The sequence below is a fragment of the Nonomuraea sp. NPDC001684 genome (assembly GCF_053596515.1).
This window is the reverse complement of the sequence record NZ_JBSFGJ010000012.1, coordinates 22,852-45,370: the sequence shown is the minus strand read 5'-3', so window position 1 is coordinate 45,370 and position 22,519 is coordinate 22,852. Positions and strand designations below refer to the sequence as shown.

21 protein-coding genes are annotated in these 22,519 nt (G+C 72.2%); 9 read left to right on the top strand and 12 right to left on the bottom strand.

What is annotated here, in order from left to right:
* The first annotated feature begins 305 nt into the window (after positions 1–305).
* Entirely contained in the window at positions 306–1,973 is a 1,668-nt protein-coding gene (locus ACWCSD_RS04670) for a hypothetical protein (protein ID WP_449913078.1), read from the top strand.
* 24 nt (positions 1,974–1,997) lie between these two features.
* Here ACWCSD_RS04670 and ACWCSD_RS04665 read toward each other — a convergent pair whose 3' ends face one another.
* On the bottom strand, positions 1,998–3,239 hold the full coding sequence (locus ACWCSD_RS04665; RefSeq protein WP_397163208.1) for a cytochrome P450: 1,242 nt from the start codon (positions 3,237–3,239) through the stop codon (positions 1,998–2,000).
* A gap of 229 nt (positions 3,240–3,468) precedes the next feature.
* Between ACWCSD_RS04665 and ACWCSD_RS04660 the strand changes: the two genes are divergently transcribed.
* Positions 3,469–4,596, top strand: coding sequence for a methyltransferase domain-containing protein (locus tag ACWCSD_RS04660; RefSeq protein ID WP_449913075.1), 1,128 nt, complete (start codon positions 3,469–3,471; stop codon positions 4,594–4,596).
* Between the two features lie 48 nt (positions 4,597–4,644).
* Here the strand turns inward: ACWCSD_RS04660 and ACWCSD_RS04655 are convergent, their stop codons facing one another.
* Positions 4,645–5,502 carry an alpha/beta fold hydrolase gene (locus ACWCSD_RS04655; RefSeq protein ID WP_397163205.1) on the bottom strand — a complete coding sequence of 286 codons (858 nt, stop codon included), beginning with the start codon at positions 5,500–5,502 and terminating at the stop codon, positions 4,645–4,647.
* 56 nt (positions 5,503–5,558) lie between these two features.
* On the opposite strand from ACWCSD_RS04655, the gene ACWCSD_RS04650 reads away from it, so the two are divergent.
* Positions 5,559–6,896 carry an MFS transporter gene (locus ACWCSD_RS04650; protein WP_449913074.1) on the top strand — a complete coding sequence of 446 codons (1,338 nt, stop codon included), beginning with the start codon at positions 5,559–5,561 and terminating at the stop codon, positions 6,894–6,896.
* Here ACWCSD_RS04650 and ACWCSD_RS04645 read toward each other — a convergent pair.
* Complete coding sequence (locus ACWCSD_RS04645; protein ID WP_449913072.1) at positions 6,838–7,242, bottom strand: ester cyclase; 405 nt, start codon at positions 7,240–7,242, stop codon at positions 6,838–6,840. The genes ACWCSD_RS04650 and ACWCSD_RS04645 overlap by 59 nt on opposite strands.
* Before the next feature lie 47 nt (positions 7,243–7,289).
* Here ACWCSD_RS04645 and ACWCSD_RS04640 point away from each other — a divergent pair, with 47 nt between their 5' ends.
* On the top strand, positions 7,290–7,931 hold the full coding sequence (locus ACWCSD_RS04640) for a TetR/AcrR family transcriptional regulator C-terminal domain-containing protein (protein ID WP_449913070.1): 642 nt from the start codon (positions 7,290–7,292) through the stop codon (positions 7,929–7,931).
* Here the strand turns inward: ACWCSD_RS04640 and ACWCSD_RS04635 are convergent.
* Positions 7,861–8,547: a TetR/AcrR family transcriptional regulator C-terminal domain-containing protein gene (locus tag ACWCSD_RS04635; RefSeq protein WP_387663528.1), complete on the bottom strand. Its 687-nt coding sequence runs from the start codon at positions 8,545–8,547 to the stop codon at positions 7,861–7,863. The two genes, ACWCSD_RS04640 and ACWCSD_RS04635, sit on opposite strands and share 71 nt — an antisense overlap.
* Before the next feature lie 50 nt (positions 8,548–8,597).
* Here ACWCSD_RS04635 and ACWCSD_RS04630 point away from each other — a divergent pair, with 50 nt between their 5' ends.
* Positions 8,598–10,079: an FAD-dependent oxidoreductase gene (locus tag ACWCSD_RS04630; protein WP_449913068.1), complete on the top strand. Its 1,482-nt coding sequence runs from the start codon at positions 8,598–8,600 to the stop codon at positions 10,077–10,079.
* Here the strand turns inward: ACWCSD_RS04630 and ACWCSD_RS04625 are convergent.
* Together ACWCSD_RS04625 and ACWCSD_RS04620 are read right to left on the bottom strand one after the other, a co-directional pair.
* Positions 10,054–11,307: a cytochrome P450 gene (locus tag ACWCSD_RS04625; RefSeq protein ID WP_449913067.1), complete on the bottom strand. Its 1,254-nt coding sequence runs from the start codon at positions 11,305–11,307 to the stop codon at positions 10,054–10,056. The two genes, ACWCSD_RS04630 and ACWCSD_RS04625, sit on opposite strands and share 26 nt — an antisense overlap.
* A gap of 54 nt (positions 11,308–11,361) precedes the next feature.
* Positions 11,362–12,906 (bottom strand): GMC family oxidoreductase, encoded by a 1,545-nt coding sequence (locus tag ACWCSD_RS04620; protein WP_449913066.1) that lies wholly within the window; start codon positions 12,904–12,906, stop codon positions 11,362–11,364.
* A gap of 148 nt (positions 12,907–13,054) precedes the next feature.
* Here ACWCSD_RS04620 and ACWCSD_RS04615 point away from each other — a divergent pair, with 148 nt between their 5' ends.
* Positions 13,055–14,590, top strand: coding sequence for a long-chain-fatty-acid--CoA ligase (locus ACWCSD_RS04615; protein ID WP_387663520.1), 1,536 nt, complete (start codon positions 13,055–13,057; stop codon positions 14,588–14,590).
* Here the strand turns inward: ACWCSD_RS04615 and ACWCSD_RS04610 are convergent.
* Positions 14,571–14,717, bottom strand: a complete 147-nt coding sequence (locus ACWCSD_RS04610) for a hypothetical protein (RefSeq protein ID WP_449913064.1) — start codon at positions 14,715–14,717, stop codon at positions 14,571–14,573. The two genes, ACWCSD_RS04615 and ACWCSD_RS04610, sit on opposite strands and share 20 nt — an antisense overlap.
* Here ACWCSD_RS04610 and ACWCSD_RS04605 point away from each other — a divergent pair.
* Together ACWCSD_RS04605 and ACWCSD_RS04600 are read left to right on the top strand one after the other, a co-directional pair.
* Positions 14,716–15,129 (top strand): HAD family hydrolase, encoded by a 414-nt coding sequence (locus ACWCSD_RS04605; protein ID WP_449913062.1) that lies wholly within the window; start codon positions 14,716–14,718, stop codon positions 15,127–15,129. The genes ACWCSD_RS04610 and ACWCSD_RS04605 overlap by 2 nt on opposite strands.
* 9 nt (positions 15,130–15,138) lie before the next feature.
* The gene (locus ACWCSD_RS04600) at positions 15,139–16,158 is read left to right on the top strand and encodes a phosphotransferase (RefSeq protein WP_449913060.1); all 1,020 of its coding nucleotides are present in this window, start codon (positions 15,139–15,141) and stop codon (positions 16,156–16,158) included.
* Between the two features lie 13 nt (positions 16,159–16,171).
* Here ACWCSD_RS04600 and ACWCSD_RS04595 read toward each other — a convergent pair whose 3' ends face one another.
* Entirely contained in the window at positions 16,172–16,534 is a 363-nt protein-coding gene (locus tag ACWCSD_RS04595; RefSeq protein ID WP_449913058.1) for a DUF488 domain-containing protein, read from the bottom strand.
* 95 nt (positions 16,535–16,629) lie between these two features.
* Between ACWCSD_RS04595 and ACWCSD_RS04590 the strand changes: the two genes are divergently transcribed.
* Complete coding sequence (locus ACWCSD_RS04590; RefSeq protein ID WP_397163193.1) at positions 16,630–17,007, top strand: hypothetical protein; 378 nt, start codon at positions 16,630–16,632, stop codon at positions 17,005–17,007.
* Positions 17,008–17,097: 90 nt separating this feature from the next.
* On the opposite strand, the gene ACWCSD_RS04585 is transcribed toward ACWCSD_RS04590, so the two are convergent.
* The 4 genes from ACWCSD_RS04585 to ACWCSD_RS04570 all read right to left on the bottom strand — a co-directional run bounded on the left by ACWCSD_RS04585 (position 17,098) and on the right by ACWCSD_RS04570 (position 22,358).
* Complete coding sequence (locus tag ACWCSD_RS04585) at positions 17,098–18,357, bottom strand: cyclopropane-fatty-acyl-phospholipid synthase family protein (protein WP_352357847.1); 1,260 nt, start codon at positions 18,355–18,357, stop codon at positions 17,098–17,100.
* Between the two features lie 2 nt (positions 18,358–18,359).
* Complete coding sequence (locus ACWCSD_RS04580) at positions 18,360–19,709, bottom strand: FAD-binding oxidoreductase (protein ID WP_364329616.1); 1,350 nt, start codon at positions 19,707–19,709, stop codon at positions 18,360–18,362.
* A gap of 130 nt (positions 19,710–19,839) precedes the next feature.
* Entirely contained in the window at positions 19,840–20,823 is a 984-nt protein-coding gene (locus tag ACWCSD_RS04575) for an NAD(P)-dependent oxidoreductase (RefSeq protein WP_449913055.1), read from the bottom strand.
* A complete protein-coding gene (locus tag ACWCSD_RS04570; RefSeq protein WP_397163187.1) occupies positions 20,820–22,358 on the bottom strand; it encodes a serine/threonine-protein kinase in 1,539 nt (512 codons plus the stop codon). The genes ACWCSD_RS04575 and ACWCSD_RS04570 overlap by 4 nt, the downstream gene beginning before the upstream one ends.
* Between the last annotated feature and the right edge of the window lie 161 nt (positions 22,359–22,519).

The following is a 22,519-nucleotide window of genomic DNA, read 5'->3' as shown; positions in this document are numbered from 1 at the left end:
TTGTGACCTCATATGTCCCTTTAGAATACTGTCGTCGCGTGGTGTACCCAGCTGAGCCAGATCGACCGGAGGGCGACCTGCCGCTGCAGGATCCGCCAACCGATCCGCACGGCTTCGCTCGTTTCGCTGCGAAACCAGCCGTATCTCCTGGAAAATCCCATGAGATCATGCCTGGTACGTCAAATCCGGATATAGCGGCACATCCGGACACAACCTCGGGAGGGCCGGCAGCAATGGCAACGGAGAATTCCGCGAGCTCCGGAGCGTCGCACCTGCCACCGTCCTGGCCGGAGGTCCGCAACGACGTGCCTTCCTCCTGGCCGTCCGGCGGGCAGGAGTCCTCCGGCGTGCCGATGTCGTGGCCGGAGGCCGCCCCGGCCCAGCCGTCCTGGCCCGAGGCCCCGCAGGCGCCCTCCTGGCCCGAGCCGCCGCGCCCCGACCCCTCCTGGCCCGACGTCCCGCGCAACGATTCGTCGCGGAACGACTCACCGCGCAACGACCCGTCTCGCAACGACTCCCGCGCGCAGCAGCGGGGCGGCGACGCGTCGTGGCCGGAGCCGGCGCGGCCGTCCTGGCCAGACCCGCCGCGGCAGGAGCAGGGCTGGCCCGAGACCCCCCGCCAGGAGGTTCCCGTCTCCTGGCCGGAGCAGCAGCAGCCGGCCCAGCCGCAGGACCCGGTGCCCGCCTGGTCGCAGCCGCCGACGCCGTCCCCCGGCGCGTGGTCCAACCTGTCCACGCCGGCGCCCTGGCCCAACAGCCCCGCCCCTGCCCCCTCCCCCGCCCCGTCGGCGTCCGCCGCCGACCCGCTGGACCGCACGGTCACGCTGGGCCGCGCGCCCGGCCCGCTCGACGCCCCCGTCCAGCCCGCGCCGTCGCCGCTCGACGGCCCCGGCGGACCTGGCGGACCTGGCGCGCCGTCCGCCGGCCCGGCCGACGAGCACACCGTCATGTACGGCGGCCGGCAGGCCGACACCATGGTGGGCGACCCCGCGATGCCCCCGGGCCCGCTCGCGGCGGCCCACGTCGGAGCGCCCCCGGCCGGACCGGGCATGCCCGGCGACGGCCACCCCGACCAGCCGCGCCCCGGCTCGAACCTGAACCGCGACCCCTCCGACCCCGACCGCCGGTTCGTGACGGCCGGTCAGATCAGCGGCTCGCGCACCCCGCCCCCCGACCGCCAGCAGGAGCTCTGGAACAACGTCTTCGGCGACGAGTACCAGGGCGGCGACCACGACTCCCTGGACGACGAGCCGGGCAAGCCCATCTGGATCTACGCGCTCGGCGGCTCGGTCGTGATCGCCCTGGTCGCGGCGCTGCTGTGGGCCTTCCTCGCGGGCCCGCTGGCCGGCGAGGACACCCCGGAGGGCAAGACCGCCTCCTCCCCCACGGCCTCGGCCGGCCCCACGAAGGCGGGCACGGGCAAGCGCTCCACCACGATCCCCGCCCTGCCCAAGTACCCGGGCAAGGCGTCCCCGGTGACCGGCCGGGTCGAGGACGCGGCGGCCGGGGTCTCCCTGCCCCGCCTGGGCGGCAGCTGGCAGCTCGACCAGCGGGCCACGGTCAAGTCCACGTTCGGCTACGACACCCGCCAGTACACGGAGGTCGCGCCCGACAAGTACGCCCAGGTCATGTCGGGCCCGCTGCCGGCGAACCTGTCCTCCCTGTACCAGGAGGACGACCTGGAGCCGGTCATCCGGCGCATGGTGCTGCAGGCCCGCAAGGACTTCTACCCCGACGGCAACAAGGTCAGGAAGATCGCGCAGCAGCCGATCAAGGTGGGCGCCTCCACCGGCCGGCTCATCGCCTACGCCATGACCGCCGGCACGGAGAAGGCCACGATCGTCACGATGGCGGTCAACACCGGCGGCAGCGTGCCCGCCATCGTGTTCGTGTCGATCCCGGACGAGGGCAAGCAGCTCCTGCCGGACATCCGTACCGTGATGAACCAGCTCAAGCTGAGCGCGCAGTCCTGAGCCCCGGGCGCCGCCGCGCCCGGCTCAGAACGTGCACTCCATGTGCTTGATCCCGTTGATGAACGAGGAGTGCAGGCGGTCGGGCCTGCCGCCCTCGATCTGCGGCACCCGGCGCAGCAGCTCGCGGAACATCACCGTGATCTCCCGCCGGGCCAGGTGGGCGCCGAGGCAGAAGTGCGGCCCCGGCCCGCCGAAGCCGACGTGCGGGTTGGGGTGGCGGGTGATGTCGAAGCGGTACGGGTCGGCGAACACCCGCTCGTCCCGGTTCGCCGCCCAGTAGAACAGCACCACCTTCTCGCCGGCGCGGTAGAGGTGACCGTTCATCTCGTGGTCGCGGGTGACCTTGCGGCGCATGAAGTTCACCGGCGAGGCCAGCCGGACGATCTCCTCCACGGCCCCGGGGGCGCGGCCCTCGACGTCCTCCAGCCACAGGGCGCGCTGGTCGGGGTTCTTGGTGAGCAGGCGCAGGCCGTAGGAGATGGCGTTCCTGGTCGTCTCGTTGCCCGCGACCACCAGCAGGATGAAGAACGACCCCAGCTCCCGCATCGTCAGCCGCTCGCCGTCGATGTTGGCGTTGACCAGCGAGGACGTCAGGTCGTTGGTGGGGTTGGCGGTGCGGTGGGCGGCGAGGTCCTGGACGAGCTGCTGCAGCTCCATCCCGGCGGTGAGCAGGCGGGTGGCCAGCTGGTCGAGGTCGCCGCCGGTGTACTCGGGGTCGAAGCCGCCGAGGATGATGTTCGAGCGGTCGAAGACGAACCGGTAGTCGCGCTCGGGGATGCCCATCATGTCGCAGATGATCTTCAGCGGAAGGCGCGCGGCCACGTCGGTGACGAAGTCGCCGCCGGGACCGGCGGCCACCAGGTCGTCCACGATGCGCACGGCGGCGGCCTCGACGTCCGACTCGAACTGCTTGATCATCTTGGGCGTGAACGCGCGGGAGACGATCCTGCGCAGCCGGGCGTGCCGGGGGTCGTCCATGTTGATCATGGAGCCGAAGTACTCGGTGAACTCGGCGGGCATGTCGGGGATGTTCGTCGCGCCGCCGTCGCCGGAGCAGAAGACCTCGGGGTTGCGGCTCGCCTCCAGGATGTCGGCGTGCCTGGCCAGCGCGTAGTAGCCGGGCCCCTTGGGCGCGACGGCCATCTCCATCTCCTCGAAGAAGGCCGGCGTCTCGCGGGCGCGCAACCGGTCGAACGCCGCCTCGCGCTCGCTCATGGGCCTGGCCCAGAAGTTCCGGTCCGAAAGGTCGAAGTCCAGGACGGTCATAGGGCCATCATTCGGAAAGCGACCACTTACGTCAATGGGTTCGACGTACACCGTACGTGGCTGCCGGGAAAACCGGTGGCTCGTGCGGACGGGGCTTTTGTAGGGTGCCGCGCATGACGTTCTTCTTCCTCCTCGGCTAGCGATCCGCCGGCGGGCCGTGGGCTGACCCACCGCCGGTGATGCGGGGCGGCCTGCCGCCGTCCCGGGTCGCTACGTGGGAGAAGAACAGTTGCTCACCTTGGCGGTGGCCAGGGCGGTGCGTGGCACCGAGCCCTTGGTCGCGGCGGAGATTCGGCGTGCCCGTCTCGGGGTCGTCGTCGGCGTCCGCCATCGGGAGGTGTGGTTCGAGGTCCGGCCCGGCGCCGGGCTCCTGGGATTGCGCACCGCGGACGACGTACTGCTGGCCGCGGCCGTGGTGGACGGGGTCGGCCACGGCCGCTCCGCGCTCGCCCGGCTGGCGCGGGCGGCCCGCGGGATCGACCTCGGCCCGCCCGGCGGCCCCGACGTCGAGGTCTCGGCCTCGTTCGTGGGACGCCGCAACTACACCAGGCACGAGATCGAGGACGCCGTCGGGGCCGAGCTGGCCCGGTCGTGGCGGCTGCGCTACCACTCCCGGCGGGACGGCGGCCGGCCACCCGCCGGGGCGACGGCGTGGCGGGTGACGATCGAGGGCGACCAGGCGGTCATCGCCCGGCGGGCCGGTGACCGGCCGCTGCACCGCAGGCCGTACAAGACGGCCTCGATCCCGGGCACGCTGCACCCGCCGCTGGCGGCCGCGATGGCCGAGCTCGCCGGGCTGGGCGCGGAGGGCTTCCGCGGCGTCGTGCTCGACCCCTGCTGCGGGGCGGGCACCACACTCATCGAGGCCCACGCGCTCACGCGCGCGCCCCACACCGGGCCCGCCGGGCTCTCCGGGCTCGCCGGGGGTGTCGGGTTCGTCGGGTTCGACCGCGACCCGGCCGCCGTCGCGGCGGTCGCCGTGAACGCTCGGGCCGCCCTGCCACCGGACGGTCCGGGCCCGTTCCACTGGGGGCTCGCCGACGCCGGGCGGCTCCCCATGGCGGACGGAAGCGTGCGGCGGGTGCTGGTGAACCCGCCCTGGGGACGTCAGGTGCCGCCGCGCGGCCTGCTCGGGCCCGGCCTGGACCCGTTGTGGCGGGAGGTGCGGCGGGTGCTGGAACCCGGCGGCCTGGCCGTTGCACTGCTCCACGACGACCCCGGCGCGGACGGGACACCGGGCGGCGCGCCGCGCGGGTTCACGATCGAGCAGGCGCTCCCGGTGAGCCTGTCAGGACGCCACCCGGTGATCACCGTACTCAGCAGGCGGGACCGCGCCGGCCGAGGTGCCACCCGATGATCGCCGAGGTCAGGAGGCGAGCCGGTCCCCACCCGGTGATCGCGGCGGTCAGGAGGCGGGGCCGAGCCAGTCGAGGATGAGGCGGTTGACCTCCGCGGGCCGTTCCAGGTGCAGGAAGTGGCCCGCGTCCGCCACCAGCTCGACCCGCGACCCCGGCGGCAGGCTGCCGGCCGCGTCCTTGGCCATCTCCACGCCCATGCACCCGTCGCGCTCGCCGTGCAGGTACAGGACCGGGCCCGCGGTGGCGGGGTCGACGTCCGGGTAGCGGCCCGAGGGGGGCGTGGTGCCGAGCGCGGCGCGGTAGTACCCGATGGCCGCCGCCATGTTGGCGGGCTCGCCCAGGCTGCGCCGGACGAACGCCAGGTCCTCGGCCGGGTCGTGGCCGGGCGACCAGTCCCGCCAGAGCCGGTCGAGGAAGGCCGGGTCTGCGGCGGCCGGCTCGGCCAGCACGGTCTGGAACAGGAAGATGTAGAACGACCGCTTGAGCTGCTCGTACGCCAGCAGCCCGGGAAGCTGCGCGCCCGGCGGCGGCACCGCGAGCGCGACCGCCCGGCGGAAACGCCCGGCCAGGGCGTAGGCGGGGAAGGCCCCCCAGTCGTGCCCGACGATCACCGCGTTCTCATCGCCGCCGAGCTCCTCGTGCAACGCGCGCACGTCGGCGACCAGGGCCGCCTCCTCGTACGCGCCGTCGGCCGGGATCTCGGTGGGCGCGTAGCCGCGGCTGAACGGCGCGACGGCGCGGTAGCCGCGTCCGGCCAGCTCGGGCATCAGGTGCCGCCAGGTGTGCGCGGTGTCGGGGAACCCGTGCAGGCACAACGCCAGCGGCCCCTCCCCCACGGTCAGATACGCGAACTCCACACCGTTGGCGTGGATCGTCCTGATCTCCATGACTGCGAAACCTAGCATTCGCCTCCTTCCGGGAGTACCACTGCACAAGGGGCCTTTCATCGTGAGGAGCAGGCATGCGACGCGGATGGGTTCTCGCTCTCGCCTCACTGACCATCGTGCTCGTGGTGGTGGACCTGACCGCCGTGACCATCGCGCTGCCCGACATCCGCGCTGCCCTGGGGGCGAGCCTGCCCGAGGTGCAGTGGGTGGTGGACGCGTACGCGCTGACGCTGGCCGCCGTCCTGCTGCCCGCCGGGGTGCTGGCCGACAGGTACGGCCGCCGCCGGATGCTGGCCGTGGGCGTGACGGTCTTCACGGTGGCCTCGCTGGCCTGCGCGCTGGCCCCCACGGCTGCCCTGCTGGACGTGGCCCGGGGCGTCCAGGGCCTGGGCGCGTCCGCGCTGTACGGCACCACGACCCCGCTGATCGCCTCGGTCTACCCGGAGGGCCCGGCCCGGGGCCGGGCGCTCGGCATCTTCAGCGCCGTCTCCGGCCTGGCGATGACGCTGGGCCCGGTGGTGGGCGGCGTGCTGACGGCGACGTTCGGCTGGCGGGCCATCTTCCTGATCAACCTGCCGATCGGCGTGTTCGTGGTGGTGGCGCTGCGGCAGCGGGTGCCGGAGTCGCGCGGCCGGGGCCACCTGGACCCCCTGGGCGTCGTGCTGATCGCCGCGGCGCTGTTCGCCGTCATCCCGGCGCTCATCCACGACGTGCCGCTGCTGCTGGTGGCCGGGCTCGCGCTGCTGGCGGCGTTCGTCTTCGCCGAGCGGCGGACCGCGACCCCGATGATCGACTTCGGGCTGTTCCGGAACCGGGTGTTCGCGGTCGGCTCGGCCACGACGCTGCTCATGCTGGCCGCGCTGCTGGGCGGGTTCACGTACCTCACCCTGTACGTGCAGGGCCCCCTGGAGGCGAGCCCGATCGAGGCCGGGGTGCGTTTCCTGGCCTTCAGCGTGGCTGCGGTCATCGGCCCGATCGCGGTCGGCCAGGTACTGCACCGCTGGCCCATGGGCGTGCTGATCGCCGTCGGCCCGGCGCTGATCACCGTGGCGCTGCTGGTGATGGCGATCCCGGCGGCCGACCGGTGGACGCCGATCATGGCCGGGCTGTTCCTCGGCGGCCTGGGGCTCGGCGCGGGCAACGTGGTGGCCAACCAGGTCGGCCTGACCGCGCCGATGGATCAGGTGGGCATGGCCACCGGGACGGTGAACACGCTCAAGCAGGTCGGCACGGCGGTGGGCGTGGCGGTGCTGGCGGCGCCGTACCGGTCGGGGGTGTCCACGATGTTGCTGGTGGCGGCCGGGCTGGCGCTGGCGGGCGCGCTGCTGCCACTGGCCCTGGCGGGCGGCCGGGTCAGTCGGTCGCCGGCCAGTCCCAGCCCAGCTGGAGGAACAGGCCCAGCCGGTCGCTGACCGCGCGGATCTCGCTGATCCGCCCCTCGCGCAGGGTGACCAGGAAGATCGCCTCGACGTCGAAACTGCGCCCGGTGGGCGTGGGCATGCGCGGGTGGGTGCCGGAGTGCGTGCCGGTCATGCGGAGCCGGGCGACCAGTCTGTCCCCCTCGGCGACGACCTCCTCGACCTCGATGTGGAACGGGTCGAACGCGTCGAGCTGCATCCGGATGCCCTCGAAGGCGGCGCCGGGCTCGTCCGGCTCGCCAAAGATGATCTTGTTGTGGTCGACGACGTCGGGGGTCAGATAGTCGCCCAGGTCGTCGAGGCGGCGTTCGTTGACGGCGGCGAAGAAGTCGGTGATCACGGTCGCCCCTCTCTCTTACGGTGTAAGACGGCAGTATCTTACGGTGTATGAGAGAGCGGATGTCAAGGGAGCGGGTACTGGAGGCGGCCCTCGAACTCCTCGACCGCGAGGGCGCGGCCGGGCTGTCCATGCGCAAGCTGGGCAAGGAGCTGGGCGTGGAGGCGATGACGCTCTACTACTACGTGCCGAACAAGGACGCGGTCCTCGACGGGCTGGTCGAGCTGGTGCTCTCGCGCGTCACGATCGAGCCCTCCGGCGACTGGCGGGTGTGGATGCGGGCGTTCGCCGAGTCGATCAGGGCCGAGCTGCTGCGGCATCCCGCGCTCATGCCGGTCGTCGCGATCCGGCCGGTGGCCACGCCGGGGGCCCTGGGCATGGCCGAAGGCGCCGCCGCCGCGCTGACCCGGGCGGGCTTCACGGCCAAGGAGGCGCTGCACGTCATCAACGCGGTGTCGACGTTCGTGATCGGGCACACGCTGGCCGAGGCGGGGCCGGACAGCCCGCGGCAGCCCGACCTGGACCTGGCGGACTATCCGGTGCTGGCGCGGGCGGTCGCCGACGGCCTCGGCACGCCCGAGGACCATCAGGAGCGCTTCGAGCTGGCCGTGGCGGCCCTGCTCAGCGGATTCGCGCCGCGAACCCCTGAAGGAGGCACTCCAGCCCGAACTCGAACTGGTCGGCGAAGCTGAGGTCGTCGGCCTCGGCCACCCGCCGGTTGAACTCCGGGTAGGCGCCGGTGGCCATCACCTCGCGGACATAGGGGCCGATCGTCGCCCGCCACTCCTCCTCCGACAGCCCCGTGCGGCGCAGCGCCTCCTGCTCGGCCAGCTCCTTGGCCACCGCGCCGAGCACGTAGTCGCCGATCACCCCGATCACGGCGGCGGCCCGGGTGATGTCGGAGGTCAGCGGCCGGGCCGCGGACAGCGCGTGCTCCACCCGCCGCAGCGAGTTGGGCCCGAGCGCCGGCCTGCTCGTCATCAGCGCGGCCAGCCACGGATGGCGCAGCACGCCCGCGCGCTGGTCGCGGGCCACCCCGGCCAGGTCGGCCCGCCAGTCTCCGGTCAGCGGACCGGGTTCGCCCTCGCCCCACACCGCGTCGACCATGAGGTCGAGCAGCTCGTCGCGGTTCTCCAGGTAGCGGTAGAGCGAGGTGGTGCCCGACTTGACCTCGCTCGCCACCCGGCGCATGGACACCGCGTCGAGGCCCTCGGCGTCGGCCACCGCGATCGCGGCCCGCACGATCGCCTCGACGCTCAGGGCCTGACGCTTCGGCGCGTACGGCTCGCGACTCCACACCAGTGACATCCGGCTCCCCCCTCTGGCCTTCATCGTACGCCTGTGGTTACAGTGTTCCCATGACGGAAACAGTGTTCCCACGAAACGCCGACGTCCTGATCGTCGGCGGCGGCAGCGTCGGGCTGAGCGCGGCCGTGTTCCTCGCCCGCCACGGCGTGCCCGCCCTGGTCGTCGAGCGCGAGCCCGGCCCGCGGGCGCACCCCCGCGCCACCGGCATCGGCCCCCGGACGGTCGAGCTGCTCCGCGAGGCCGGCCTTGAACGGGCGGTGGACGAGGTGGCCATCGACATGACGAACGCGACCCTCGGCAAGATCACCGTGGACACGCTGGCCGGCGCAGACCTCGCCGCGATAGCGGCCGGCCTGCCCGCCCGGACGCGGATGTTCGACACGGCGGCCTACAGCCCGGCCCGGCTGCGCGGCATATGCCCGCAGAACCGGCTGGACCGGGTGCTGCTCGACGCCGCCCGCGAGCGCGGCGCGCACGTCGCGTACGACACCGAACTGCTCTCCCTGGAGCAGGACGCCGACGGCGTGACGGCGGTCGTGTCCGGCCCGGACGGGACCCGCACCCTGCGCACCCGCTACGTGATCGCCGCGGACGGCGTGCGCAGCGGGGTGCGGGCGGCGCTCGGCATCGGCGTGACCGGCCCCGGCGCGCTCGGCCCCGAGCTGCACAACGTCATGTTCCACGCCGACCTGAGCCACCTGACCGACGGGTACGGCTTCGCGCTCGCCGAGCTCACCACTCCCGACGCGCCCGGCATGCTCATGGCGATCGACGGCGAGACCGAATGGGTCTTCCACACCGCCCAGGAACCCAGCCCCGACCTGCTCAGGACCGCGATCGGCGACCCCGGGCTGAAGGTCGAGATCGTCAGCGTGCTGGGCTGGCGGGCCCGCGGCCAGGTCGCCGACCGGTTCCGCGAGGGGCGGGTCTTCCTGGCCGGCGACGCGGCGCACGCCGTGCCGCCGACGGGCGCGTTCGGGCTGAACACGGGGGTCGCCGACGCCCACAACCTGGCCTGGAAGCTGGCCCGCGTGCTGACCGGCCGGTCGGCGCCCGCGCTGCTGGACACCTACCACGACGAGCGGCGGCCGGTCGCGCTGCTGGCGCTGGAGCAGTCGCGGCTGCGAATGCGGGACCTGCGGATGCACTTCGGCTCCGGCCCCGAGGCCGCCCGGCTCAGGGCGGCGGCGGGCGCGGTGAACGCCCCGATCGTGCACGTCGGTTACCGTTACGGCGGCGCCTCGGCGGTCGAGGGCCTGCCCTCCACCGAGGACGTGACGCTCTGCCTCGACGGCTCGCCCGGCTCGCGGCTGCCGCACGTGTGGATCGGCGAACGGTCCAGCCTCGACCTGGTCGGGCCCGATTTCAGCGTGTTCACCGGCGCGCCGGTGCCCGACCCGGGCATCCCGGTGCACGTGGTCGAGGGCTGGCCGTACGGGACCGTGCTGGTGCGGCCGGACGGGTTCGTGGCCTGGCGCGGCGCGGACGACGGCCTGGCCGAGGCGGTCAGAACGTGTACGGCAGGTGCTTGATGCCGTTGATGAAGTTCGACAGCAGGAAGTCGGGCTCGCCGGCCGTCCTGATGCCGGGCAGGCGGGTGAACAGCTCGCGGAACATCACGCTCATCTCCCTGCGCGCCAGGTGGGCGCCCAGGCAGTAGTGCGGCCCCGGGCCGCCGAAGCCGACGTGCGGGTTGGGGTCGCGGGTGATGTCGAAGACGTCCGGGTCGGTGAAGACGGACTCGTCGCGGTTGGCCGAGTTGTAGAAGAGCAGCACCTTGTCGCCCTTCTTGTACGGCACGCCGTTCATCTCGTGGTCCCGGGTCAGCGTGCGGCGGAACTGGATCACCGGGGTCGCGTAGCGCACGATCTCGTCGCACGCCCGGCCGACGCGCGCGTCGAAGTCGGCCAGCAGCAGCTCCCGCTGGCCGGGATGGTCGGTGAACAGCTTCAGCCCGTAGGCGATGGCGTTGCGGGTGGTCTCGCTGCCGGCCACCACCAGCAGGATGAAGAACGACCCCAGCTCCTGCGGGCTGAGCCGCTCCTCGCCGCCCACGAGCAGGCTGACCAGGTCGCCGGTCGGGCGTCTGCGGCGCTCGTCGCCGAGGCGGGCGGCCATCCGGTTCAGCGAGTAGCCGGCGCGCAGCAGCTTGGCCAGGCCGCGGGCGACGTTGACGCGGCTGAAGTTGGGGTCGATGCCGGTGTACTCGGGGTCGGCGTTGCCGAGGATGACGTTGGTCCGCCGCAACACCAGGTCATGAAATTTCGGCGGAATCCCCATCATGTCGCAGATGACCCGTACGGGGAGCCGGGCGGCGACCTGCGCCACGAAGTCGCCCGGCCCCTGCTCGATCGCCTCGTCCACGATCTCGGCGGCGGCCCTGGCCAGGTCCTCCTCCATCTTGGCCAGGATGCGCGGGGTGAAGGCCCTGGAGACGATCCTGCGCAGGCGGGCGTGGCGCGGGTCGTCCATGTTGATCATCGAGCCGAAGTAGACGCTGAGCCAGCGCGGCATGTCCGGGATGCTGTTGGAGCACGGCTCGCTGCTGAAGACGGCCGCGTTCCTGCTGGCCTCGGTGACGTCGGCGTGGCGCACGAGGGCGTGGTAGCCGGGCCCGCCGCCGATGAACGGCACGGTCTGCTCCGGCACGAAGAGGGGCCGTTCGAGCCGGCGCAGGCGGCGGAAGGTCTCCAAGCGGTCCGCCTGCGGCAGTCCCCAGAACGGTATCTGCGAGATGTCCAGATCCGCGGAGAGCGTCATACCGTACAAGCCTTGGGCAAGTGCTCACTTACGTCAAGGTCCGCCGCATCGCGGCTACCGGTTTCCCAGGATCAACTCGGAGCCCTTCTCGCCGATCATGATCGCCGGGGCGTGCGTGTGGCCCCGGTTGAGCGTCGGCATGACGGAGACGTCCACCACCCTGAGCCCTTCGAGACCGCGCACCCGGAGCGACGGGTCCACGACCGACCCCTCGTCGGTGCCCATCCGGCAGGTGCCGACGGGGTGATAGAGGGTCTCGCCGCGTTCGCGCACCCACCGGGCCAGCTCCTCGTCGCTCTCCGGCCCCCAGTACGGCGCCATCGGGCCGCCCGCGTACCGCTTCATCGCGCTCGTCGCGAACACCTGCTTGGCCGTCTTCAGCCCGGCGACCAGGCGCTTGACGTCGGCCTCCGCGCTCAGGTAGCCGGGGTCGATCAGCACGTCGCGGCCGCTCAGCCCGACCCTGCCGCGGCTCTGCGGCTGCAGCAGCACGACGCCGACGGTCAGGCCGTGGCCGGTCGGCGGGGTGAGCCCGTGGTCGACGAACGGGCCGGGGGCGAAGACGAGCTCGATGTCGGGGGCGGGCTCCTCGGCCGAGGTCCGGACGAAGGCGACCGCCTCGCCGACGTTCGTGGTCAGCATGCCCGAACGCAGCACGATGTAGCGCAGCAGGTTCACCAGGGACTCGGCCTTGGTCAGCGTCACCGGCTCCTTGCACTCGACGTACACGCCGGAGGCGAGGTGGTCCTGGAGGTTCTTGCCGACCTCGGGCAGCTCGCGCACGACCGGCACCCCCGCGTCGCGCAGCTCATCGGCCGCGCCCACCCCGGAGCGCATCAGCAGGTACGGCGAGCCGATCGCCCCCGCCGACAGGACGACCTCCCTGGCCGCCCTGATCAGAGTGCCGCCGCTGTGCTCGATGCCGACGGCGCGGGAGCCCTCGAACACCACGCGGTCCACGGTCGCGCCGGTGAGCACGGTGAGGTTCGGTCTGGCGGCGGCCGGGCGCAGGTAGGCGTCCGCGGCGCTCCACCTGCGGCCGCGGTTCTGGGTGACGGGGGTGGGGCAGTAGCCCTCGTTGGAGCGGCCGTTCAGCTCCGCCAGCCGGGTCAGGCCCAGCTCCTCGCAGGCCCGCAGGAAGGCCGCCGTGGTGACGTTGGGGCTGCGCAGCTCGGAGACGTAGAGCGGGCCGGAGGTGCCGTAGACGCCGCCGTGGTTGCTGCCGACGCGCTGCTCGGCCCTGGTGAAGTAGGGCAGGACCTCCTCGTACGTCCAGCCGGGCACCCCCCACTGGTCGTAGTCCTCCTGGCAGCCGCGCACCCACATCTGCGCGTTGAGCGAGGACGAGCCGCCGATCACCCGGCCGCGCGGCCAGTAGAGCTCGCGGCCGGACATCTCGCCCTGCTTGGCCGTCGTGAAGTTCCAGTCGTAGTCGGTCTTGAACAGCTTGGCGAAGCCGGCGGGCATGCGGATCTCCAGCCTGTCGTCATGCCCGCCCGCCTCGACCAGCGCCACCGACACCGACGGGTCCGCCGACAGCCGGTTGGCCAGCACGCACCCGGCGGACCCCGCTCCGACGATCACGTAGTCGTACTGCATGAGCACTCCAGGGGGCTAAGTAACCTGCCACTTGCTTACTCCAGGTGAGCTTTCGCGTCCATATGCATCTGTAACCTTGGTTACCTACCGGTCGGTATGGGGTGATGCCAAGATGGCGGGCAAGCGCGTACAGAGGAGGAAGGCGTTCATGCTCAACTTGTCGGTCGTCCTGGAGGACAGCGCCAGAAACAACCCCGACGGCACGGCGATCGTCTTCGGCGACATGCGCCTGCCGTACGGCATGATCGACACTGTCGCCCGCCAGGTGGCGAACCTGCTGGTGTCGCGGGGCATCGGCAAGGGCGACAAGGTGGCGCTGGCCTGTCCCAACCTGCCGTACTTCCCGTTCGTCTACTTCGGCATCCTCAAGGCCGGCGCCACCGTGGTGCCGCTGAACGTGCTGCTGCAGGGCCGGGAGATCGCCTACCACCTCGACGACAGCGACGCCAAGGCGCTGTTCTGCTTCGAGGGCTCGCCGGAGCTGCCGCTGGGCGAGCGCGGCAAGGCGGGCTTCGAGGCCGCGGACGGCTGCGAGCACTTCTTCGTGCTGCCCGCCACCCCGCTGGCCACCGAGTCCCCGTACGGCGAGACGGTGTGGGCGGCGCTCAACGGCGTGCCGGCCGACTTCGAGACGGTGCAGACCGACCCCGAGGACACGGCCGTGATCCTCTACACCTCGGGCACCACGGGCCAGCCCAAGGGCGCCGAGCTCAGCCACCAGAACATGCTGATGAACGCCCTGATCAGCGACCGGATGTTCCCGCGCAGCGAGGGCGGCGACACCTACCTCGCGGTGCTGCCGCTGTTCCACTCCTTCGGCCAGACGACCGTCATGAACACCGCCTTCATGCGCGGCGCGACGGTCGTGCTGATGCCGCGCTTCGAGCCGGGCGAGGCCCTGGAGCTCATGCGCAAGGAGAGCGTGACGACCTTCGCCGGCGTCCCGACGATGTACTGGGGCATGCTCACGAAGATCCACGCCGAGGGCGCCGAGGTGCCGCGCAGTCTGAAGGTGGCCGTGGCCGGCGGCGCGTCCTCGCCGGTGGAGGTGCTGAAGGACTTCGAGCAGACCTTCGGCATCGGCATCCTGGAGGGGTACGGCCTGTCGGAGACCTCCCCCGTGGCCAGCTTCAACCAGCTCGGACGGCCCACCAAGCCCGGCACGATCGGCACGCCCATCTGGGGCGTGGAGATGAAGCTGATCGACGGCGACTGGAAGACGGTCGAGGGCGAGGGCCCCGGCGAGATCGCCATCCGCGGCCACAACGTCATGAAGGGCTACTACGGCCGCCCGGAGGCGACGGCCGAGGTGCTCAAGGACGGCTGGTTCCGCACCGGCGACATCGCCACCCGCGACGCCGACGGCTACTACGCCATCATCGACAGGGCCAAGGACATGATCATCCGGGGCGGCTTCAACGTCTACCCGCGCGAGCTGGAGGAGGTGCTCATGACCCACGAGGCGGTGTCGCTGGCGGCGGTCGTGGGCGTCCCGCACGAGTCGCACGGCGAGGAGGTCAAGGCGTACGTCATCCGCACGCCCGGCTCGTCGGTCACCGAGGACGAGCTGATCGCCTGGGCCAAGGAGAACATGGCGGCCTACAAGTACCCGAGGATCGTCGAGTTCCGCGACGCCCTGCCGATGACGGCCACGGGCAAGATCCTCAAGCGCGAGCTCCGCTGACCGGCCGCGGCGCGGGCCCCGGCCCGCGCCTTCCGGCCGCGCCGCCCCCTGCGCCGATCACCAGGACGGCCAGTGCGCCGATCACCGAGCCGATCACCGAGGCCCGCCCGCTCGTGCTGTTCGACATGGACAACACGCTGATCGACCGGCTGGCGGCGTTCCGGCTGCGGGCGGCGGGATGGGCGGTCGGGATCGTGACGAACGGCATGGCCGACAACCAGACGGGCAAGATCCGGCGCACCGGGCTGGCCGAGCGGGTGGACGGGTGGGCGATCTCCGGCGCGGAGGGCGTGCGCAAACCCGGCGCGCGGCTGTTCCGGATCGCCGCCGACCGGTGCGGAGCCGTGCCGGCGGGCGGATGGATGGTGGGCGACGACCCGGAGAAGGACGTCGCGGGCGGACGCGCGGCCGGACTGCGGACGATCTGGATCGACCGCGGGACGGGCGCGGCGGCTCCCCCGGCGGACCTCACGGTGGACGACGTGCTGGCGGCCATGGAACTGTTGATCGGGATGCCCGGCGGCGCGGGCGGTCGCTAATGTGGCCGGATGCGTGACAAGCCCGCGGATCTGGACGAATCGCTGCTGGCGCCCGCCCTGGAGGCGTGGGGGATCAAGGCCGTCGGGCTGGCGCACGCGCCGGTGGGCTTCGGCGACCACCACTGGATCGCGACCGGCGCCGACGGACGACGCTGGTTCCTCACCGCCGCCACCCTGCCCTCCGCACCGAATGCCCCCCTCCCCCGCGAGCCACGGGCGGCCGGTGGCCTGGGCGAAGGGGCGCGGGTGGCGTTCGGGGAGCTGGGGCGGGCGCTGGAGACGGCGGCGGCGCTGTCTGCGACCCTGAAGTTCGTGGTCGCGCCCGTGCCGGACCTGGACGGCGGCGCGCTGCTCCGCCCGCTCGCCGCCCGGTACGCGCTGAGCGTCTTCCCGTACGTCGACGGCGTCACCGGCGGCTTCGACGACGAGCCGGCCGAGCGCGACCGCGCCCAGGTCATCGACCTGCTGGCCGAGCTGCACGGCACGTCCCCGCCCCCGTCCACCCCGTCCCGCCCCCTGCAGCCGGCCGGACGGGCGGCGCTGGAGCGGGCCCTCGCCGAGACTGGCGGCCCGTGGACCGGCGGCCCGTACGCCGAGCGGGCCCGAGCCCTGCTCGACCGGCACGCCGCGACCCTGCACGCCCGGCTGCGCGACTTCGACCGCGGCTGCCGCGACCTCGGCCCACCCGTCGTCACCCACGGCGAACCCCACCCCGGCAACGTGCTCCGGCACGAGGGCCGCTGCCTGCTGATCGACTGGGACACCGTCGGCCTGGCCGTGCCGGAACGGGACCTGTGGCTGGTCGCCAGGACCCCCGGCGACCTGGCCAGGTACGCGGCCGCCACCGGCCGTACGCCCGACCCCGCCGCCCTGGCCCTCTACCGGCTGCGCTGGAGCCTCGACGACGTGGCCCAGTACGTCGCCCTGTTCCGCGCCCCGCACGGCCACACCCGCGACGCCGAGCTGAGCTGGCACTTCCTCACCCGCACGCTCGACGGCCTGGCCGCCGGCGGGCCCTCCGCCCGCTGAGCGTTCCCGGCGGTCAGGCGCCGAGCAGTTCGGCGAGCACCGCGGCCTCGCTGATCTCGGGCTGCTTGGTGGCGGTGAGCAGGGTCAGCGGGCCCTTCCCGGCGAGCTCGCGCAGGTGGGTGACCGCCTCGGCCCGCTCAGGCTCGGCCAGCTCGTCCCGGTAGCGGTCGCCGAACTCCGCGAACCGGTCGGGGTCGTGCCGGTACCAGGTGCGCAGCTCGGTGGAGGGAGCGACCTGTTTGCACCATTCGTCGAGGTGGGCGTCGGCCTTGGCCAGCCCGCGCGGCCACAGCCGGTCGACCAGCACCCGGGCGCCGTCGTCCGGCGCGGGCTCCTCGTAGACCCGGCGCACCCGAACCTTGTTCCCAGCCGTCACCGTCCGCCCCTCCTTCCGACCGTGAGACCACGCTACGCCGGGCGATGCCAAGCGCCGTTCAGGGACCCGGCCGGGGGACGTCTAGGATCCGGGGTGTGGACGAGCCGATCCCCGACGCGCTGCTGCCCGTGCTCCGCGACCTGCGCGCCACCTGCGGGGTGCGTCCGGACCTGCGGGAGGAGACGCCGCTCTGGGGCGGTGAGCGGGTACTCATGCTGTTCGCGCCCGACGGCAGCGGCGTGGGCCTGCGCCTCGGCGTCGCCGGCGGCCCGGCCGAGCAGGTGGCCGACCTCGCCGACCAGGTGCAGGAGTGGGCGGTCGAGGCGCTGTGGGGTCAGGGGCTGCCCGCGGTGTGGCCGGAGTGCCCCGAGCATCCCGGCACCCACCCGCTGGCCGCGACGGTGGTGGACGGCGTCGCGACCTGGTCGTGCCCGCGCACCCGCGCACCCGTCACCGCCGTGGGCCACCTCTGACCCCGGACACCCCCAGGGGGCCGGCCGCTCGGACAGCGCCTTGGGGTGGGGTGAGCCGTGGGGAGAGGGCGACGGGCCCTCTCCCGCCCGTCACGGCCAGTTGACCGCCGGGCGCAGCTGCACGCCGGACCGGCCGTCGTCGTCGAGCTTGACGCCCAGCACCTGGTGCAGCTGGACCTTGTTGCGCTCGAAGCCCACGATGCAGCCCGCCATGTACAGCGCCCACACCCTGGCCGTGCCCATCCCGACCTCCTGGACGGCCTCGTCCCAGTTGGCGTCGAGGTTGTCGCACCAGTGGCGCAGGGTCTTGGCGTAGTGCTCGCGCAGGTTCTCCTCGTGGCGGATCTCGAAGCCGATGTCCTCCATCTGCCTGATCAGCCAGCCCACCGACTCCAGCTCGCCGTCGGGGAAGACGTAGCGGTTGATGAAGCCGCCCTTGTTGAACGTCTTCTCCTTGCCCGTCGGACGGGTGATGCAGTGGTTGAGCAGCCGGCCGCCGGGCTTGAGCTTGCCGTAGAGGAACTCGAAGTACGACGGGACGTTGTCCTTGCCGATGTGCTCGGTCAGGCCGATGGAGCTGACCGCGTCGAAGCCGGTCTCCCGCACGTCCCGGTAGTCCATGAAGCGCACCTCGGCGAGGTCCTGGAGGCCCTCGTCGGCGATCGCCTTCTGGGCCCACTCGGCCTGCTGGCGGCTCAGCGTCACGCCCAGCGCCTTGACGCCGTAGTGCTTGGCGGCGTGGATGACCATGCCGCCCCAGCCGCAGCCGACGTCGAGCAGGCGCATGCCCGGCTTGAGGTCGAGCTTCCTGGCCACCAGGTCGAACTTCGTGTACTGGGCCTCCTCCAGCGTCGCGCCCTCCTCGGGGTAGGTCGCGCACGTGTAGGCCATGGACGGCCCCAGCACCCACCGGTAGAACCGGTTGGACACGTCGTAATGGTGGTGGATCGCCTCGGCGTCACGCTGCTTGGCGTGCCGCGAGCCGAGCCGGGCCAGGGCGCTCTGACGCACCTCCTGCGGAGGCGGCGGCACCCGCATCAGCAACGGCTTGACGCCCAGCGACCGTACGGCGGCCAGCTTCTCGCCCGCGGTCAGGTCGTTGGTGGTGATGTTCCACATGCGGTCGAGCAGGGTGTACAGATCGCCGTGCACGTCGATGTGCCCCGAGATGTACGCCCTGGCCAGACCCAGTTCCCCGGGGGCCTGTGCCAGGTAGGCCACCGCGATGGGCGACTTGACCTCAAGACCGAGGTCGGCGCCGTCGGGACCGGCCTTGCTGCCGTCATAGGCCATGAACGAGATGTTCGCGTCAGAGCCGACGATCTTCTCAAAGATGCTTGCGAGAGCCATGCTCACCTTCCCCGTACACACTTTTCGTACAGGTCCAGCAGGCGACCGTTCGGGTCGTATTCCCGCTTGACCGGCCAATAAGCATCACCGTTGTACAGCTCCCAGAACTGCTCACGGGCGTAGAAGGAGGTCGAGTAGAGCGACTTGTGGCCGTCCAGCTCGTGTACCGAGTCCTCGATGAGCCTGTTGTAGTAGCCGTCGAACTGGCCGCGGGGCAGCGGGACCATGCCCCAGAAGCCGAAGTTGACGTAGAGCTTCCCGGGCTCCAGCGGGTACAGCGGCCACTGGGAGCTCGACCGCAGCGGGCACATCCAGACGGGGGTCATGCCCACCTTGTCGTGGAAGAACTCCAGGAACTGCGCGCCGCGCTCGACCGGCACCTCGACGTCCTGGATGACCGACTCCTGGACGGGCTGGTCGCGCCAGCGGTCGATGCGGGCGGTCAGGCCGGTCCGCCGGTCGAGGGCGACGAGCCTGCGGTAGACGTCGGAGCGCATCCAGCGGCGCGGCATCAGCGAGCGGACCACCGGCTGCTGCACGCCGAACGCCCGCGAGCACCAGAACCAGTCGGTGTCCCAGCGCCACAGGTAGTCGTGGATGCTCAGCCAGTCGCGGCTGCGCTGCCTGATCGACTGGTAGTAGATGCGCATGCCGGTGTAGTCGGAGACGTAGGGCGCGCGGTCGGCGAAGCGGCCCAGCGTGATGTACATCTCCTCCGGGTCGAAGAAGACGCCGTCCACGAAGTCGACCTGCTCGCCGTCGTGCACCATGCTGTCGCAGATCTCCTGCATGGCCAGCATGCACTTGGCCGCGTCGGTGAACCTGATGTGCGTCAGGTGCACGTACGGCTGGACCTTGCGGAGCTTGATCCGGATGCGCAGGGCGTAGCCGAGCGTCCCGTAGGAGTTGGGGAAGGCGCGGAACAGATCCTGGTGCTCGTTGTCGTCACGGGCCACGACGATGCGGCCGTCGCCGGTGAGGATCTCCAGTTCCTCCACCGACTCGTGCGGCAGGCCGTCCCGGAAGCTGGTCGACTCGATGCCGAGGCCGGTGACGGCGCCGCCGAGCGTGATCGTCTTGAGCTGCGGCACCACGTACGGCATGAGCCCGTGCGGCAACGTGGCCTCGACGAGGTGCTCGTAGGTGGTCATGCCCTGGACCTCGGCCGTCATCGTCGCCGGATCCACGCTGATGACCTCGTCGAGGTCTCTGGCCGACAGCTTGGCCGTCCTGCCTCCGTCACGGAACCTGAACAGGTTGGACGTGGACTTGGCCAACCGGGGAGCGGCGTCGCCGGGGATCTCGGCGTAGGACTGCCGGATCTGCTCTACTGCCCGTTGGTGTGTCGACATCGTCGTCGTCACGGAAGCACCCCCTTGAGCTGGTAGAGATCGTCCGTAAGACCGTATCTCCCGCAGCCCGGCTCGAACAGACCGGGGTCGTTAAAGACACGAAAACTGTTCATCGTGCCAGGTGAAACGCCTATGTGGCAGGCAAATGCGGAAATCTACGTCGAACCAGGGGTGAGACCCCATTGAGCACGGCACGCACCTCTCGTCCCTCCAGTGCCGCCGTGAGGTTGTCCAGCACGGCCGTGAGCAGGCGCGTCGTCGCCTCGGGCGTCACCCCGGCGGCGTGCGGCGACAGCAGCACGTCCGGCAGATCGCGCAGCGGGTCGCCGGCGGGCAGCGGCTCGGTGTCGAACACGTCGAGCGCGGCCCCGCCGAGGTGCCCGTCGCGCAGCGCGGCGACCAGCGCCGCCTGGTCGACGACGCCGCCCCTGGCCGCGTTGACCAGCAGCGCGCCCTGCTTCATGCGGCGCGGGTCGATCAGCCCGCGGGTCTCCTCCGACAGCGCGATCACCACGACCAGCACGTCGCTGCCGGCCACCAGCGTCTCCAGGTCGGCGCGGCCGGGCGCCTGCCGCGGGGACCTGGTCCAGTAGGAGACCTCGCAGCCCAGGGCGCCGAACAGGCGCACGCAGTTCTCGCCGATCGGGCCGTACCCGACGACGCCGACCCGGCGGCCGCTCAGCTCGCGCGGGCGCAGGCCCTGCTGCGGCCACTCCCCCGCGCGCACGGCGGCGTCGGCGGCCCCCAGCCGGCGCGACAGCGACAGCGTGGCGGCCAGGCACCACTCCGACACCGCGACGGCGCTGACGCCCGGCGTGTTGGCCAGCGGCACCCCGGCCTCGGCCAGGGCGGCCAGGTCGTGGCCGTCGACGCCCACCGAGGGCTGCTGCACGAAGGCCAGCGCGGGCGCGTGCTTGACCGCCTCGGCGTCGAGCACGAGCGTGGAGGTCCAGTCGCCGAGCACGATCTCGGCCTCGGGCAGCGCGGCCAGCAGCCCGGCCCGGTCGCGGGTGGCGGGCACGCGGACCGTCACCCGGTCGCCGAGCGGGGCGAGCAGGGCGCGCGTCGCCTCCTCGGGGAGCGGCGGCAGGGCGAGCAGGTTCCAGGGGCTCATGCCTTCACCGTAAAGCTGTCGATCACCTGTCGCATCAGTGCCCTGTTGCGCAGCCACTGGTCCTGGGTGACCGTCCAGGACAGGATGTAGGCCGTCTCGCCGGACACCACCGCGCGGCGCACCTCGTGGTAGGTCATGCCCGGCCTGATCCAGTGGGTGCCGGCGGCGCTGGCGGCGGTCCAGGAGAACTCCCACTCGACCGCCTTGACGCCCCGGTGGTTGACCACGCGGCGGCCGCGGCTGATCACCTCCTGGCCCTCCTGCCGCAGCGTCTCCTCCGAGTCGCGCAGGATCTGGTTGGCGTCGAGGCTGGAGTACAGGGCCTCCACGCCGAGGTGGGCGTTGCCGTCGCGGCGCGTCCACTCGGTGACGGACTCGCGCAGCGCGCCCCGCCAGCCGACCGGGCGCAGGATCGACCAGCCCTCCCGCGAGGTCCACGCCCGTACGGCCGGGCGCACCCGCCGCACGGTCGGCGTGGGGGTCGCCGACGGCGTCCGGCTCGTCGTGGGCTGCTGCGAGGGCGACGGGCTCAGCGGGCTGGCCGCGGCGGCCGGCTGGGCGGTGCGCGGGGCGCCCTCGGCGGGCGTGGCGAGCTTGAAGTAGGCGACCGCGCCGCCCGCGACGACCACGACGGCGGCGGCGGCCACGGCCAGCACGGCCCGCCCGCGCCCGCTGCCCGGCTTCTTCTCCGGCAGGTCGGTGTAGGCGGGCTTGGCCGCCACCTCGATGGCCGCGAGCAGCCGGTCGGCCTCCTCGGCGTCCACCCGGTCGGCGGGCTCCTTGCGCAGCAGGCCCTTCAGGATCGGGTGCATGATCGGCGGGATGCGCCGGTAGTCGGGCTCCTCGTTGAGCAGCGCGTTGATCGTCGCCATGGCCTCGCCGCGGTCGAAGGGCGAGCGGCCGACCATCGCGGCGAACAGCGTCGCGCCGAGCGACCACAGGTCGGAGGGCGGTCCGGCCTCGTCCGCGCGCACCCGTTCCGGGGCCAGGAAGCTGGGCGAGCCGGTCACCATGCCCGTCCTGGTCAGCGAGGCGTCGCCCTCGACCGTGGCGATGCCGAAGTCCATCAGCACCGCGCGGCCGTCGTCGGCGAGCAGGATGTTGGCGGGCTTGACGTCCCTGTGCAGGATCCCGGCCTCGTGGGCGGCCCTGAGCGCCGACAGCACCTGGCGGCCCACGTCGGCCGCCTGCCGCACGGGCAGGGCCCCCGAGGTGGCCACGACCTCTTCGAGCGAGGGGTGCGCGACCAGCTCCATGACGATCCAGGGCCGGCCGCCCTCCTCGACCACGTCGTAGACCGCGACCACGGAGGGGTGGTTGAGCTTGGCCGCCGTACGGGCCTCGCGGGCGGTGCGCATGAGGTGGCGCTCCTGCTCGCCCGGCGACAGCCCCTCGGGCAGCAGCACCTCCTTGATGGCCACCTGCCGGTTGAGCAGCGTGTCGTAGCCCTCCCAGACGACGCCCATACCCCCGCGGCCCAGTTCACGCCGTAACTGGTAGCGCCTGGCGACAAGCCGGTTGCTCTCCGAAACCATGTCCTACCCCTGTAGCGGCGCGAGCGCCTGCTGCAGACAGCCGCTGGACGCCGGCGATCTGTAGACCACCCGAACAGTGGGCAAGTTTCCCATACCTCCCACGAGTTCGCGGGAAGGACGCAAAAGGCCGCTTGCCACGACTTGCCGAATGTTGTTCTACT